This is a genomic window from Caballeronia arvi (assembly GCF_001544695.2).
Classification (GTDB): Bacteria; Pseudomonadota; Gammaproteobacteria; order Burkholderiales; family Burkholderiaceae; genus Caballeronia; species Caballeronia arvi.
Genome location: NZ_FCOM02000003.1, coordinates 304,306 through 320,230, shown reverse-complemented (window position 1 = coordinate 320,230; position 15,925 = coordinate 304,306). Strand labels below are relative to the sequence as shown.

The 15,925-nt window shown below is 62.0% G+C and carries 14 protein-coding genes; 9 read left to right on the top strand and 5 right to left on the bottom strand.

The annotated features are described in order from the left end of the window. The first annotated feature begins 19 nt into the window (after positions 1–19). From AWB74_RS06175 to AWB74_RS06130, 9 genes are all read left to right on the top strand, one after another. A complete protein-coding gene (locus tag AWB74_RS06175) occupies positions 20–1,381 on the top strand; it encodes a lysine N(6)-hydroxylase/L-ornithine N(5)-oxygenase family protein (protein WP_061145872.1) in 1,362 nt (453 codons plus the stop codon). 48 nt (positions 1,382–1,429) lie between these two features. Then, complete coding sequence (locus tag AWB74_RS06170; RefSeq protein ID WP_061145871.1) at positions 1,430–3,616, top strand: TonB-dependent siderophore receptor; 2,187 nt, start codon at positions 1,430–1,432, stop codon at positions 3,614–3,616. A 19-nt stretch (positions 3,617–3,635) separates the two neighbouring features. Next, the gene (locus AWB74_RS06165; protein ID WP_061145870.1) at positions 3,636–4,472 is read left to right on the top strand and encodes a N(5)-hydroxyornithine transformylase PvdF; all 837 of its coding nucleotides are present in this window, start codon (positions 3,636–3,638) and stop codon (positions 4,470–4,472) included. Between the two features lie 728 nt (positions 4,473–5,200). Beyond that, positions 5,201–6,097 carry a GNAT family N-acetyltransferase gene (locus tag AWB74_RS06155; protein ID WP_061145869.1) on the top strand — a complete coding sequence of 299 codons (897 nt, stop codon included), beginning with the start codon at positions 5,201–5,203 and terminating at the stop codon, positions 6,095–6,097. A 158-nt stretch (positions 6,098–6,255) separates the two neighbouring features. Continuing rightward, the gene (locus AWB74_RS06150; protein WP_061145868.1) at positions 6,256–7,395 is read left to right on the top strand and encodes an iron-containing alcohol dehydrogenase; all 1,140 of its coding nucleotides are present in this window, start codon (positions 6,256–6,258) and stop codon (positions 7,393–7,395) included. Positions 7,396–7,509: 114 nt separating this feature from the next. Continuing rightward, positions 7,510–7,716 carry a hypothetical protein gene (locus AWB74_RS06145; RefSeq protein ID WP_061145867.1) on the top strand — a complete coding sequence of 69 codons (207 nt, stop codon included), beginning with the start codon at positions 7,510–7,512 and terminating at the stop codon, positions 7,714–7,716. 131 nt (positions 7,717–7,847) lie between these two features. Then, positions 7,848–8,759 carry an urea transporter gene (locus AWB74_RS06140; RefSeq protein ID WP_061145866.1) on the top strand — a complete coding sequence of 304 codons (912 nt, stop codon included), beginning with the start codon at positions 7,848–7,850 and terminating at the stop codon, positions 8,757–8,759. Continuing rightward, positions 8,737–9,513, top strand: coding sequence for a class II aldolase/adducin family protein (locus AWB74_RS06135; protein WP_061145865.1), 777 nt, complete (start codon positions 8,737–8,739; stop codon positions 9,511–9,513). Before AWB74_RS06140 ends, AWB74_RS06135 begins: the two co-directional genes overlap by 23 nt. A 31-nt stretch (positions 9,514–9,544) precedes the next feature. Further along, complete coding sequence (locus AWB74_RS06130) at positions 9,545–9,730, top strand: 4-oxalocrotonate tautomerase (protein ID WP_041733945.1); 186 nt, start codon at positions 9,545–9,547, stop codon at positions 9,728–9,730. Between the two features lie 19 nt (positions 9,731–9,749). Here the strand turns inward: AWB74_RS06130 and AWB74_RS06125 are convergent, their stop codons facing one another. From AWB74_RS06125 to AWB74_RS06105, 5 genes are all read right to left on the bottom strand, one after another. Further along, a complete protein-coding gene (locus AWB74_RS06125; protein WP_061145864.1) occupies positions 9,750–11,927 on the bottom strand; it encodes a malate synthase G in 2,178 nt (725 codons plus the stop codon). 164 nt (positions 11,928–12,091) lie between these two features. After that, the gene (locus tag AWB74_RS06120; RefSeq protein WP_061145863.1) at positions 12,092–12,457 is read right to left on the bottom strand and encodes a HepT-like ribonuclease domain-containing protein; all 366 of its coding nucleotides are present in this window, start codon (positions 12,455–12,457) and stop codon (positions 12,092–12,094) included. Further along, positions 12,454–12,744 carry a nucleotidyltransferase family protein gene (locus AWB74_RS06115; RefSeq protein WP_061145862.1) on the bottom strand — a complete coding sequence of 97 codons (291 nt, stop codon included), beginning with the start codon at positions 12,742–12,744 and terminating at the stop codon, positions 12,454–12,456. The genes AWB74_RS06120 and AWB74_RS06115 overlap by 4 nt, the downstream gene beginning before the upstream one ends. A 102-nt stretch (positions 12,745–12,846) precedes the next feature. Continuing rightward, positions 12,847–13,560, bottom strand: a complete 714-nt coding sequence (locus AWB74_RS06110; RefSeq protein WP_061145861.1) for a UPF0149 family protein — start codon at positions 13,558–13,560, stop codon at positions 12,847–12,849. Between the two features lie 122 nt (positions 13,561–13,682). Further along, positions 13,683–15,911 carry a xanthine dehydrogenase family protein molybdopterin-binding subunit gene (locus AWB74_RS06105; protein WP_061145860.1) on the bottom strand — a complete coding sequence of 743 codons (2,229 nt, stop codon included), beginning with the start codon at positions 15,909–15,911 and terminating at the stop codon, positions 13,683–13,685. Positions 15,912–15,925: the final 14 nt, after the last annotated feature.

Here is a 15,925-nt window from a genome sequence, read left to right as displayed (position 1 = left end):
ATACGAGAGACACAGTGAAATGAAGAAAGAAACCGTATTCGATCTGATCGGCGTCGGCTTTGGGCCGTCGAATCTGTCGCTGGCCGTGCGGCTTGCCGAAGAGAGCGGCGCGGCGCACATGAAGCATTGCTATATCGAACGGCAGCCCGCATTCGGATGGCATCGCGACATGCTGCTCGACGATTGCCGCATGCAGATTTCCTTTCTGAAGGATCTCGTCACGCAGCGCGATCCGACGAGCCGCTTCACGTTCATCAACTATCTGTTCGAGCGCGGGCGTCTCAACGAGTTTGTGAACCTGAAGAACTTCTATCCGACGCGCGTCGAGTTTCACGACTATCTGAGTTGGGTCGCGCAGGCATTCGATGATCGCGTGCATTACGGGCAGAGTGTCACCGCGATCGAGCCCGTGATCGATTCGAATGGCGATGTGAACGCGCTGCGCGTCGTCTCGCAGGACGAAGTTGGCCGTGAATGGCGCCGCGTGACTACGGCGCTTTCGGTCGGCGTCGGCGGCACGGCGCGCGTGCCGGAACCGTTCGCGTCGCTCGGCCCGCATAACGTGATTCATTCGTCGGCGTATCTGAGTTCGATCGAGCGTGTCGCAGGCGACGACCACAACGGCAAGAAGCGCATTGCCGTGATCGGCGCGGGACAGAGCGCAGCGGAAGTGTTCACCGATATCACGCGCCGCTTTCCGCACGTCGACGCGACACTCGTGATGCGTGCAAGCGCGCTCAAACCCGCGGATGACACGCCTTTCGTCAACGAGATCTTCAGTCCCGAGTTCACGGACGTCGTGTTTGCGCAATCGGAAGATGGACGCCGCGCGCTGATCGAGCGCTTCCGCGACACGAACTATGCGGTCGTCGATCGTCCGTTGATCGAGCAGATCTACGAAATGCTCTATCTACAGAAGGTCGCCGATGAATCGCGGCATCGGCTGATGGCGAATACGGTCATCGAGAACACGGCGCGCCGCGCGAATGGCGAGATCGAGCTGACGATGCGCGACGTCCTCACCGGCCACGCGCACGCCGAACGTTTCGATGCGCTCGTGCTCGCGACGGGTTATCGGCGCGACACGCATCTCGCGTTGCTCGACGGTCTCGCGCCGCATCTCGGCGATGCGCTCGGAGAGCAGAACGTCGGCCGCGATTATCGGCTCGTCACGCCATCGACGTTCAAGGCGCGCATCTATCTGCAAGGCTGCTGCGAAGACAGTCACGGCCTGTCGGACACGTTGTTGTCTGTGCTCGCGGTGCGCTCGGACGAGATCGCCGCATCGCTCGCCGATGCGGGGCAAAAGAATGCCGAGCAGCAAGCGGCGGATACGAAGAAAACCGGGGTGAGCGGCGGCCGCGTGGCCGTGGCTCTTTGACAAATTGCGGCTAACCATAAAGCCGCATTGCGATTGGAGAGAAGAAGAATGACGTGGGGAAGAGGGCCGCGCCGCGCGATAGCCGCGGCCGTGAGCGCGACGTTTTATCTGGCGGCGGCCGATCACGCACTGGCGCAGGAGCAGGCAGCACAATCGCAGGATGCATCGCAGGCGAGCACCTTGCCCGCGGTTCGCGTGAATGCATCGACCGACAACGACGATACGGTCGGTCTCGTCGCGCGCAAGAGCCGCACCGGCACGAAGACCGATACGCCCATCGACGAAATTCCGCAGACGATCAACGTCGTCACGGCAGCGCAAATCGAGGAAACGGGCGCGACGAGCATCAACGAAGCATTGCGCTATGTGCCGGGCTTTTCGTCGTATGGCGCCGATGTGCGTTCCGACTGGTATTCGGCTTTGCGCGGCTTCACGCCTAGCGTTTTCGTCGATGGCTTGCAGGTGCCCAATACGCTGAATCTGTCGAGCTGGCGTGTCGATCCGTACATGATCGACAGCATCACGATCCTGCGCGGACCGACATCGGTGCTGTACGGGCAGGGCGATCCTGGTGCGATCGTCGATGTGCAGAGCAAGCTCGCCGATGGCGGGCGCTATCGCGAAGCGGGCGTGCAGATCGGCAACTATGCGCGCAAGGAGGTGATGTTCGATATCGGCGACAAGATCGACAAGGACGGGACGCTGTCGTATCGCGTGCTGGCGGTGGGACGCGACGGCAATTCGCTGACCGGCCCGCATGCGGAGCAGCGCTTCGCGGTTTCGCCTTCGGTGCGCTGGCAGCCGAGCGCGAATACGTCGCTGACCATTGCGGCAAGTTATCTGCAGGACTGGGGCGATGCATCGAATAACTTTCTGCCCGCGCAAGGCACGGTGCTGCCCAATCCGAACGGCAAGATATCGGAGAACCTTTATACGGGCGATCCGACGTACTCGTACTATCGCAAGAAAGAATGGTCGATCGGCTATCAGTTCGAGCACAAGTTCAACGACATCTGGACGTTCCGGCAGAACACGCGCTGGATGCATCTGTCGCTCGATAACGGCGCGGTGTGGGGCGGGGGACTCGATCCGAGCGATCCGACCGAGCAGACGCTCGCGCGCTATGCGGGCCTCTTCCAGCCCAACTACAGCCGCTTCGACATCGACAATCAGGCGCAGGCGCGCTTCGGCACGGGGCCGCTCGAACATACCGTGCTGCTCGGCTTCGAGTACAACCGTCAGAACTCGACCGATAGCGAATGGCTCGCGCTCGGTCCGAGCCTGAACATGTACAACCCGGTTTATACGCCGGTATCGACGGCAATCTTCAGCGGACCCGATTCCTTCGGCCAGACGAACACGCGCACGACGCTGGATAGCTTCGGTCTCTATGCGCAGGATCAGGTGAAGTGGAACCGCTGGATGCTGACCATCGGCGGCCGTGAGGACTGGAGCCATACGAAGCAGGATGACATCGTCGGCGGCACGCAACTGAAGCAGGACGACAGCGCGTTCACGGGCCGCGTCGGTCTGACGTATCTCGGCGATTACGGCTTGTCCCCGTATATCAGCTATTCGACATCGTTCAATCCGATCATCGGCGTAAAGATGGCCGATGGTGGCTTGCCTGCGCCCACGAGGGGACGGCAGATCGAAGCGGGCTTGCGCTGGCAGCCGCCGGGCAAGAACCTGATGCTCGGCGCGGCGGTGTATCAGATCAACCAGACGAACGTGCTCACGCCGGACCCGACTGACCCGACCGGCACGTTCTCCGTGCAGACGGGTGAAGTGCGCTCGCGCGGCATCGAGCTGTCGGCGGTGGGCAACGTGACGCGCAACTTGTCGGTCATTGCGGCGTATGTCTATCAGGATGTGAAGAACATCCAGGCGAACGACGTCACGCTCGACAAGTGGCCGGTGTCGATTCCGCTGCCTCGTCAGATGGCGTCGCTGTGGGCGGACTGGACGTGGCATTCGGGACCGCTCGATGGCCTCGGCTTCGGCGCGGGCATTCGCTATCAAAGCGGTCTTGCGGGCGCGGCGGATAACTCGCTGTATATCCCGAGCTACACGGTCTACGACGCGGCGATTCATTACGACATGCCGCATTGGCGGTTCGCGGTGAATGCGTCGAATATTTTCGATCGCACGTTCGTGAGTGGATGCCAGTCGGATTCGGCCTGTTTCTATGGCAATCCGCGCACGGTGATCGCGAGCGCCCGTTATAACTGGTGATTCTTTCGAGCAGGATTCGATGACGAAGATAAAGCTGGTCTACATCATGTCCTTGCGCAACGCGGCGGCGGATCGCGCGGGACAGCATATCGAGTACAAAGGCGAGACGCGATACATGAAGTCGCCGCTGGAGTATCTGGTGGAGCAACTCAATGCTTCACCTTTGGGTGATCTGTATTCGCTGGAAGGCGTGATCCATGACGATGACGAAGGTTCGTCGCGAGATCGTGAAAAGCTCGGCGGTTATGGCTTTGGCTATGCGCCGGGTGGGCGATGGATTCATCCGCCGGAACTCGCGGTGCAAGGCGTGCCGGTGACGAGCCTGTTTCATGCGATTCCTTCTTCTTATCGGCGGTTGCCGATGGATGCGGTCGCTGAACGTTCAGCGCAGAAGAGTGCGTTCGAGCGTCGCGTGCTCGACAAGCTTCATGCCCTCGATGCGGATTTCGTCGTGCTCGATGGATTGCTCGTGATTCTCGATGAGCTCGTTCGGCCGGGGGCGGAGTTTTGTCGACGGATAGCGAATATTCATCCGGGGGTGACGCGGCTGGGCTCGCCGTTTGAGAGACGTGGAGCGTATGCGACGCTCGATGCGCTCTATGGCGCGCGCGGGCAGCGCGTGGTCGACTGGGACACGATGCGGGTTCAACCTGCGCAGGTGATCGATCGGACCGGGGCTTCGTTTCACTACGTCGATAACGGGATCGATTCGGGTGAAGTGATTTTCGATGTGCTCGGGACGAGTATTGATCCTGGTGATTCCATTCTGGAATTGCGGTGGAATAACTTTCAGCGGAGCTTGTTTCCTGCGTTGGAAGGGGGGCTTTTGGCTATGGCCGAGAGTCATGTGGTTTGATTTTTTGCTTTCGCTTGCGTTTTTGCCGGATCCCGCATTCGTGTCGGTTTATTAGCTTCGCCCCTATGCGGGGCGGCAGTCACTTTCTTTGCTGCTGCAAAGAAAGTAACCAAAGAAAGCAGCTTCTCCCAGCCTAAGCACTTCATACCGGCCGCGGCACAGGCGATTGGCTGAATGGAACCCGGAGTAGCGAGTGATCCCGTAGGTCTTATCGGGCGTGGACCGCGCACGGTCTGACAAGCCATAACATTGATGGGCGCTGGTTCAGCACGAAAGAGTTCCGGCACAGCGCTACGCGCTGCCGCCGGGTCAGCAAGGGAAACCAATGGTAGACCGGCGTTTGCAGCGAGATGGAAACGTTAGAAAGGAAGCGTGCGCAAACCCGATTGACCGGTCGGCCGCGAAGCGGGCTGGAGCTTGCAAGGGCTGCGCCAGAAAGTCATGCGGTGCGACGAGACGGACCGTGCGCGATCCAAGCCCGGTTAGGTCTTTGAGGGCACTCGCTACTCTGCGGGCCATTCAGCCAATCGCCTGTGCCGCGGCCGGTGTGAAGTGCTTAGGCTGGGAAAAGCTGCTTTCTTTGGTGACTTTCTTTGCAGCAGCAAAGAAAGTTACCCCCGCCCCGGGGAGGGGCAATGCAAATAGACCGACACGAAATCAGGATTCCAAAGAAGCCTAGGCCAACAACAACCTTCCCGCGCGAACAAGCGCCCAACAGGAACCAAACCATGAACATACGTTTCGACCCATCGATAGCCTTGGACCCGGAAGCAATACGTAAAGCCTTCTGCGAGATCTACTGCAACGATCCCGAGCGCCGCACGGCAACTCTGACGCTCCCGTACACAAAAGAAGCCGAACCCTTCATAACACAAGCGCAAAGCGAAAAAATCATCGACAAGGCGGAACGTGACGCCAATCACATCCTGCTGACCACATCGCGACAAACCTTCTGGCAGAGCGCAAAACCGTGGCTAAGAGCGCCCGCATCGAGCGAAACGCTTCTGCGCTATACAGAAAGCAACGGCATCACCCACCCCGTGAGGCCGAATAACACCGAAGGCACCATCTACGAACGCCACTTTCCGCAGATCGACATGACGTTCAGCCTGCGCACCGCCGACCCCGACGCCGACTCGGAAGTCTTCAGCGCATGGATGAACCTCGATCGCGTCGCGCACTTCTGGGACCAGCGCGGCACGCGCGCCGAACACGCAGCGTATCTCAAAGAACGCCGCGACGACCCGCACATGCATCCGATGATCGGCTACTTCGACGACCATCCCTTCGGATACTTCGAGTTCTATTGGGCGAAGGAAGACCGTCTGGGCCCGTTCTACGACGCCGGTGACTTCGACCGCGGCCTGCATCTGCTCATCGGCGATGCGCAGTTTCAAAGCGCGGGCAAGCTCAAGGCATGGTGGAGCGGTGTGCTGCACTACATGTTCATCGACGATCCGCGCACGGAACGGCTCGTCGGCGAACCGCGCGTCGATCACGTAAGGCATATCGCGTACATGCATCGCATGGGCTTTTACACGCTGAAAGAGTTCGACTTCCCCCACAAGCGCGCCGCACTCACCGTGATCGAACGCAAGAAGTTCTTCGACGACTTTCGCTTCTGACGCCGCACTGTCAAGAGGTCTGGGATGAGTAAAAGTCATCACGGTATCGAAACTAGTCAATATCGCGCCGGGGCATCGGCTTTTATACTGACAGGCGCCGTGCCGCTTGCAAGCGGGCTTTGCAAAGCGGCATCGACCATAACTTCCAGTCAGTCACCATGCCCCTCATCAATTACATCACGCAGATTCAGTTCGATTTCGGCGCGGTGCGCCTGCTTGCAAGCGAGTGCGAACGACTCGGCATCAAGCGCCCGCTGGTCGTGACCGATGCCGGCATTCGCGCGGCCGGCCTGCTCGACAAGGTGCTCGACGCGCTGAACTCGTCATCGCCCGTGCCGGTGTTCGACGGCACGCCGCCGAACCCGAACGAAGCGGCCGTGCGCGAAGCCGTCGCGATGTTCAAGGAGAATCAGTGCGATGGCGTCATCGCGGCGGGCGGCGGCTCATCGATCGATCTCGCAAAAGGCGTGGCGGTCTGCGCGACGCACGATGGCCCGCTGCAAAGCTTCGCGGTGATCGAAGGCGGCCTCGCGCGCATCACGGCGAAAACCGCGCCGGTCATCGCCATTCCGACGACCGCGGGCACGGGCAGCGAAGTAGGCCGCGGCGCAATCCTCATTCTCGACGATGGCCGCAAGGTCGGCGTGATCTCGCCGCATGTCGTGCCGAAAGTCGCGATCTGCGACCCGGAACTCACGCTCGGCCTGCCGCCGATGCTCACCGCCGCGACCGGCATGGACGCGATCGCGCATTGCCTCGAAACCTTCATGGCGCCCGCGTTCAACGCGCCCGCCGACGGCATCGCGCTCGACGGCCTGTGGCGCGCATGGCGGCACATCGAACGCGCGACGCGCGACGGCTCGGACCGCATTGCGCGCTGGAACATGATGAGCGCATCGATGCAAGGCGCGCTCGCGTTCCAGAAAGGCCTCGGCTGCGTGCACAGCCTCAGTCACTCGCTCGGCGGCATCAATCCGAAGCTGCATCACGGCACGCTCAACGCGATCTTTCTGCCCGCGGTGATCGCGTTCAACAGCAGCGCGCCGTCGATGCAGGAAGAGGACAAGCTGGATCGCATCGCCCAAGCGATGGGCCTGAAATCCGGCGGCGAAGTCGGCGAAGCGGTGCGCGCCATGACCGCGACGCTCGGCCTGCCGCGCGGCCTCGGGGAACTGGGCGTCACGCGCGAACTGTTTCCGCGCATCGTCGCGGGCGCGCTGAAGGACCACAGTCATAAGACGAATCCACGCGAGGCATCGAGCGCGGATTACGAAGCGATCCTCGAAGCATCGATGTAATCACGCACTGCGGCGCAGCGCGCGTTGGCGCGGGCGATTTGCGGCATTGCAACAAAACCCTTAGGGGAAAACCCTTAAGTCTGTTACAATGCCGCAAAGATTGAGGAACAGATCATGCGCCGCCATTTCCAAGTGCTCGAAAAAGTTGCTTTCGCCCTGCTCGCGCTGTCCGCCGTCATGGACGCGAGCTACATCACATGGGAAAAGCACCCTAATTTCCGCGAAAACGTTACGGAAATGGTGAAGTTGAGCTCGGAGTTGTCGCTGGCTAATCCGGGTGTCGGCGAGCCTACGCCGCTGGTTCCGATGGCGTTCAACTAAGGCTTTACGCTTCTGGCGCGACGTTCGCCGCGCCTTTCGCTTCAAATCACATACAGGTTATTCGGCCCGCCGTCGCACGGCGCGCGCCGGCTGCTTTATGCTGGCGGCTTCGCACGCCATCGCCCGCCAGCATGTCCTCCGCTCTCCATTCGACCGCCGCTTTCGGCGGCCAGCTCCGCAGCTTCGCCCGCGCGATCGGGCAAATCGTGCTTCAGCGCCATGCCGCGACCGGCGCGCTGCTGTTTCTCGCCGTCCTGTGCGCGAGCCCGCGCCTCGCTTGCGGGCTTCTGATCGGCACGCTGACGGGCAATGTCATCAGCGTGATCATCGAAGAGCGCGACGCGCCTGCCTTCCGCGACGATCTCTACGGCTTCAACGGCGCGCTCGCCGCGCTGGCCGCGTTCACGTTCATCGGCGATGCGTCTCAGGCTGCGGCCGTCGCGATCGTCGCGGCGATGTTCGCCACTTTTCTCGCCGCCAGGCTCACGCGCGTGCTATCGCGCTACCGGTTGCCGATCTTCTCCAGCCCGGCGATCATCGTGACCTGGTGCTGGCTGCCGCTCTTCGCGGATCGCGGCGACACGGGCGCGATCCCGCAAGTCGCCGCCGGCTTCATTCCGATGCTGGAAGCCGCGTTCGCGGGTCTCGCGCCGATCACGTTCGCGACCGGCGCGCTCGCCGGCGCATTGATCGCAGCGGGGCTGTTCGCGTCGCGGCCTTCGCAGGCTGCGTGGGCGCTCGCGGGCAGCGCGCTCGGCGCCACTTTGCACGCGCTGGGCGGCGCGAGCGATGCGGTCGTGCTGTCGGGCGCATGCGGCTTCAACGCGGCGCTGGCGGCGCTCGCGGCCGCGCCGCTCGGCAAGCGTTATGCGTTCGTCGCGATCGTCGCCGCGGTGCTGATCGAACGTTTGATCGATTGCGCCGGCATCGCCGCGCTGACCGCGCCGTTCGTGCTGGCGTCGTGGGCCGTGATCGTGCTCGCGCGGCGCTTGTCGGGAACATCGAAACAAGGAGAGTCGCATGTCGTTCACCCACACGCCTGAGCGCAGGATCGCGGAAAGCGGGCCGCGCTCGGACGCCGAACAAGCCGCGCGCATCGATCTCGCCGGCGCGTATCGGCTCGTCGCGCTCAACGGCTGGGACGATGTCGTCTATACGCACATTTCCGCGAGCGTGCCGGGCGAGCCGGGGCGCTTTCTCATCAATCCGTTCGGCCTTTCGTTCGATGAAGTCACGGCGGGCAATCTCGTGAAGATCGATATCGACGGCAACGTGATCGGCGAAAGCGCGCATCCGGTGAACGCGACGGGCTTCGCGCTGCACGGCGCGGTGCATGCCGCGCGCGACGATGCGGTGTGTGTGATGCATCTGCATGTGCGCGAGGCCATCGCGGTGTCGACGCAGCCGCATGGCCTGTTGCCCGCGTCGCAGCACGCGATGCGCTTTCATGGCCATCTCGCGTATCACGATTACGAAGGCCTGGCGTTTTCGCCGGCGGAAGGCGAGCGGCTGGTGAAAAGCCTCGGCGCGCATCGCGCGATGCTGCTGCGCAATCACGGGCCGCTCACGCTCGGGCGCACCGTCGCCGAGGCTTATGTGCTGATGGATATGCTCGTCAAGGCATGCGATATTCAGCTTCGCGCGCTCGCGGGCGTGGGGAAGATGATCGTGCCGACGCCCGAAGTCGTCACGCGCACCGCGGCGCAATTGCACGACGATGACGCCATCGAAGGCGCGCTCGAATGGCCGGCGCTATTGCGCAAGCTCGACCGCATCGATGCGTCTTATCGTGACTGAACTGAATTCAACTCGACGGGAAATCGACACCATGCCGACATTCAACATTCAGCTATTCGAAGGCCGCACGCAGGAAGAGAAGCGCAAGTTCGTCGAGGCGATCACGCGCACGACATGCGAGACGCTCGGCTGCGAGCCGGGTTCGGTCGATATCATCCTGACCGATGTGAAGCGCGAGAACTGGGCGACGGCGGGCAAGCTCTGGTCGGAGCAGTGACCCGCCGCCGCTCGACGGCTTACATCGATTGCTTGACCGCCAAACGGAACTTGTGCAGCAGCGGTTCCGTATAGCCGCTCGGCTGCGTGCGGCCTTCGAACACGAGCGCGCACGCGGCCTTGAACGCGAACGAGCTGTCGAATGAAGGCGCCATCGGGCAATAGGTCGGATCGGCTTCGTTCTGCTTGTCGACCACGGCGGCCATGCGTTCGAGCGTCGCGCGAACCTGTTCTTCCGTGACGATGCCATGCCGCAGCCAGTTCGCGATGTGCTGGCTCGAAATGCGCAGCGTCGCGCGGTCTTCCATCAGGCCGACATCGTGTATGTCCGGCACCTTTGAGCAGCCGACGCCCTGATCGACCCAGCGCACGACATAACCGAGAATGCCCTGCGCGTTGTTCTCGATTTCATTCTTGATGTCCTCTTCCGACCACGACGGCTTATCGACGACGGGAATCGTCAGCAAGCCATCGAGCAGCTCGTTTCTCTGGCCGTCGTAGTCGATGCTTTCGAGTTCCTGCTGAACCTGTTGCACATCGACCATGTGATAGTGCAGCGCGTGCAGCGTAGCCGCCGTGGGCGAGGGCACCCATGCAGTGTTCGCGCCCGCCCGCGGATGCCCGATCTTCTGTTCGAGCATTGCGTGCATGAGATCGGGCATCGCCCACATGCCCTTGCCGATCTGCGCGCGCCCGCGCAGGCCCGTGTTCAGGCCGACGAGCACGTTGCTGCGCTCGTACGCGCTGATCCACTTCGATGACTTCATGTCACCCTTGCGCATCATCGGGCCGGCTTCCATCGACGAATGCATCTCGTCGCCGGTGCGATCCAGAAAGCCCGTGTTGATGAACGCGACGCGCGCGCCCGCCGCCGCGATGCACGCCTTCAGGTTCACGCTGGTGCGGCGCTCCTCGTCCATGATGCCCATCTTGATCGTGTGACGCGGCAGGCCGAGCAGATCTTCGACGCGCGAGAACAGCTCGTCCGCGAACGCGACTTCGGCGGGGCCGTGCATCTTCGGCTTCACGATATAGATGGAACCCGTGCGCGAGTTCATCTTGTTCTTGAGATCGTGCATCGCGCCGAGCGTGGTCATCACGCCGTCGAGGATGCCTTCCGGAATCTCGTTGCCGTCGCGGTCGAGCACGGCGGGATTCGTCATCAGATGGCCGACGTTGCGAACGAACAAGAGCGAACGTCCGTGCAGCTTGATCGTGCCGCCGTTGGGCGCGGTGTATTCGCGGTCCGGGTTCATGCTGCGCGTGAAGCTCTTGCCGTTCTTCGTCACCTGCTCGGCGAGATGGCCTTGCATGAGGCCGAGCCAGTTGCGATAGAGCTGCGTCTTGTCGGCGGCATCGACGGCCGCGACCGAGTCTTCACAGTCGATGATCGTGCTCACCGCCGCTTCCATCAGCACGTCCTTGACGTGCGCGGCATCCGTTTTGCCGATGGAGTGATTCGCGTCGATCTGAATCTCGAAGTGCAGGTCGTTGTGCTTGAGCAGAATCGCGGACGGCTCTTTTGCATCGCCCTGAAAGCCCGCGAACTGTTCGCCGTTCGCGAGGCCGCCCCTGGCGCCATCCTTCAGCGTGACGACGAGCTTGCCTTGCTCGACGCCGTACTTCGTCGCATCGGCGTGCGAGCCGTGGGCGAGGGGCGCGTGGTCGTCGAGGAAGGCGCGCGCGTAGGCGATTACTTTCGCGCCGCGCTTCGGATTGAATTGCGCGGTGCGCTCGGCGCCGTCGGATTCGTCGATGGCGTCGGTGCCGTACAGCGCGTCGTAGAGGCTGCCCCAGCGCGCGTTGGCGGCGTTGAGCGCATAGCGGAGATTCGAGAGCGGCACGACGAGTTGCGGGCCGGCCTGCTCGGCGATTTCGCGATCGACATTGGCGGTGCTCGCCTGCACATGCGCGGGCGCGGACACGATATAGCCGATGTCTTCGAGAAACTTGCGATAGGCGCGCAGATCGCGCACGGGGCCGGGATTGCTGCGATGCCAGTTGTCGAGCTCGGTCTGGAGGCGGTCGCGCTCGGCGAGCAGCGCGCGGTTCTTCGGGGCGAGATCGTGCACGATGGCATCGAAACCTTTCCAGAACGATGCGCTGTCGACGCCCGTGCCGGGGATGGCTTCTTCATCGACGAACCTTGCGAGGCTGGCGTCGACCTGCAGGCCGTGTTGTTTGATCATGTCGTTCATGGGCACTCCGGCTGATTGCTGCTACACAGGGGTTTTGGGATGGGCTGGTCCCTATGTTAGCGCGTCTTGGGGGAGGATCGAAGCGCGGGGGAGCTGCAAGCGGTGTGCCTGAGCAGGGATGTGCGAGACGTGCGCGATCGGGCGTGGCGGCGGGTTACGCGTGGTCAAGCGTTCGCTAGCGATGCTATCAACGCTTGAATCTGTCTTTTGAACGCTGGCAAGCTCTTGATGATGGTTTTCCAGACGATTTCCGGCTCTACCTGGTGATATCCGTGAGCAAGTACGTTCCGCATTTCGTACGCGGAAGAGAAATCGACGTCCGGATGCGCTGCTGCAAACGCAGGATAGTATTTGCCGATGTTCCGGCTTGCTTCTCCGACAATTTCGAAGTTGCGGATCACTGCGTCCTGCACGAGTTCATTAGCCAGAAAGGCCGTCTGATCCATCTCGGCGGTATAACGCTCTATTCGTTCGATCGCTGTACAGATGTGACCCAGGTATTCAACCAGAAGCAACGCGTCGCGACTCATACAGGTAGCGCACTTCCAAGAATGGCATCGCGCTTGCGATCAGGAATCGCACCCGAAGTCAGCACGTCCACCGGAACACCGAGCAAGGCTCGCAGTTTCCTTCGGATGGCGCCGAGATCAAAGAGCGTTGTATCTGGCGTTGGGTCGATGAGCAGGTCGAGATCGCTTTCGTCAGTATCCTCTCCGCGTGCCACGGAACCGAAGACACGCGCATTCGACGCGTGATGCGCTTCGATGATGAGACGAATTTCCTCACGATGAGCTTCTAGTGCGATGGAAGGCTTCATGGCTTTTACGTATATGGGCGTTACGGTAACGCACGACCGAGCGCAGGGGTGTGAGCGCAGTCTAGCATAGCGATTTCGCCCTCATCCGCCCGCCCCCGCCGCTCAATGCACCGTAGAAGTACCCGCCCCGCAGCAATGCTTGTACTTGCGCCCGCTGCCGCACGGACACGGTTCGTTTCTGCCGACCTTATTGCTCGTCAACGGCATCGCTGCTTGCGCATCGCGCCGCGCATTCTCCTGGCGCCGCTCGTCGAAATAGCGATAGATATGGTTCAGGCCCGCGATCATCACCTTTATCACGTCGTCGCGGTTTTTCAGCGCACTGGAATCGATGCGCAGTTCCGGATCCGGATCGTTCTCGTGATAGAGCATCAGAATCGGAGCCAGCGATCCCGCGTGATTCTCGTCGTTGAACAAGCCCAGCCAGCTGTCACGGCGCATGTCTACGCCGGCCATGAAGCCCTTTGCCCATTCGTTGGCATGAGCGATGCCATCTTCATCGTCCAGCGCGAGCACCGGCAGATAAACAGTCTCTTCGGTCAGTGTGAGTTCGAGCGTGTCCGCGATGGTGTTCCAGTGACGAATCAGCAGGAACAGCGTATGCCGGGCGTCGTCGTCATTCGCGCGCGCATAGTCTTTGCCCAGCACCGCGAGCAGCCATTCCTCCGGCTGGACCAGTTCAGGGCCGCATATCAACGCCGCGAAAAAACCATCGACCATTTCGACGGTCATCGCGCCTTCGCCGAAGGAATCGAGCAACTCTTCCAGGCGGTCGAGTTCGCGTTCGGTCAGCGGTTTCGCATTGGAGTCTTTCAATTCGTTTTCCGATGAATGAGCGGCTCGACGATTCGCCGCATGTCTCCATTATACGAATGCGAACAAGCCCGGCTTTCGCGCCGACGTTCGACACGAAAGACCGGGCTTCGTATCGCACACACCTACGTCTTCAGCAAATCCTCGATCATCACCGGCAGCTTCCTCACGCGCACGCCCGTCGCGTGATACACCGCGCCCGTGATCGCCGCCGCGATCCCCGCCAGCCCGATCTCCGCGATCCCGCGCGCGCCGAGCTCGTTGAAGACCGTATCGGGGTAATCGAGGAACGTGACGTCCATCTTCGGCGTATCCGCATTCGTCGCGACGACGTAATCGGCGAGACTGCTGTTGACCGGCGCGCCGCTTCGTTCGTCGTAGACAGTGTGCTCGAAGAGCGCCATGCCGACGCCCATCACGACCGCGCCTTCTATCTGATTGCGGCCCGCACGCGGATTCAGGATCTTGCCCGCATCGATCACGGTCACGACGCGGCTCACGCGCAGACGCGCCGTCGCGGGTTCCCACGTCACTTCGGCGAAATGCGCGCCGTACGAGTGGATCGACCACTTCTTCTTCAGCGGATCGTCGAAGCCGCCTTTCGCGCTGCCGCTGCCCGACGCCGCATGCAGCTTCGCCGCTTCGAGAATGCGCGCAAACGGCACGCCGCTCTCCGGCCGCTCGTTCTTGCGATGCACATGCCCGCCGCTCATCGCGAGCTCTTCGGCTTTGACGCCGGCGAAAGGCAGTTCTTCGATCTTCGATGCACGCGCGAGCAGCGTCTTGATGGCCCCGCGCACCGCATCCGATACCGCCGGAATCACCGATGCCGTCGCCGCCGATCCGCCCGATACCGGACCGAGCGGCAACGCGGTATCGCCGAGGCCGACTTCGATCCTGTCGAGCGGAATGCCCGTATGCTCCGCGACGATCTGCGCGAGGATCGTGTACGTGCCCGTGCCGATATCCTGCGTGCCGCACGCGACGCGCGCCGTGCCGTCCGCGCGCAGATCGACGGTCGCGTCCGCCGAGAAGCGCAGGCCCGGCCAACTGCATGCGCCGACGCCCCAGCCGAGCGTCAGGCCATCGCGCTTCATCGAGCCGACTTCCGGCGTGCGCCTGCTCCAGCCGAATTTCTCCGCGCCGGTCTTCAGGCATTCGACGAAATGCCGCGACGAAAACGGCAGGCCGCTGCTTTCATCGACTTTCGGCTCATTGCGCAAACGCAGCTCGACAGGATCGATCTTCAGCGCGATAGCCAGCTCATCCATCGCCGATTCCAGCGCGTACAAACCGGGCACGGCGCCGGGTCCGCGCATCGACGTGGGCGAGCCGACATTGCGCTTGACCGTGCCGCCCGTCACGCGAAGATTGGGCGTGCTGTACATCGAAGGCGTCGCTTCGCCGCAATCTTCCGCGTAGTCGTCGGCGATGGCCTCGTGATTCACGAAGTCATGCCGCAGCGACACGAGCTTGCCGTCCTGCGTCGCCGCGAGCCGCACGCGCTGCTGCGTCGTCGGACGATGCCCGACGTTCTGGAACATCATCTTGCGCGACAGCACGAGCTTGACGGGCCGTTCGAGCTGCCGCGTCGCGGCGGCGGCGAGCAGCGAATGCGGCCACATCCATAGCTTGCCGCCGAAGCCCGAGCCGAGATAACGCGAGATCACGCGCACTTTCTCTTTCGGCAGGCCCATCATCTGCATCAGCGTGCCCTGATGATTCGCGACGGCCTGACTGGTTTCATAGAACGTGTAGCTCTCGCCGTTCCAGTGCGCGATGGTCGCGTGCAATTCGATCGGGTTATGCGTCTCGACGGGCGTCACATACCTCTCGTCGATCTTCACAGGTGCATCGTCGAAGGCCTTGTCGGGATCGCCGCGTTCGCTGTGCGTATCGAGCTTTTTGTCGATATCGAACGTCGCACTCACGTCATGCGGCGTCTTGTCGTAACCGACCTTGATCGCGGCGGCCGCGGCGCTCGCCTGCTCGAACGTATCCGCGACGACGAGCGCGACGTATTGCCCGTAATAGCGAATGATGTCGTCTTCGAAGGGCGGGCGGTTTTCATCGACGAAACCGGTGTCGATGGAATTGCCCGAGATGCGATAGAAGCGGCCGATATTGCCGCGATGCAGAATCAGCTTCACGCCGGGCATGGCTTGCGCGGCGGCGAATTCGAGCGACGTGATCTTGCCGCTCGCGATGGTGCTGCCGACCGGCACGGCAACCAGCATGCCGGGCAAGTCGACGTCAGATGTGTAAGTCGCGCGGCCGCAGACCTTCAGCGGTCCGTCGATGCGCGACTGGGGCCGTCCGATGAAGGACTGCGTGATGTCAGGCGCGGTGGACATGTCGGGTTCCTCGG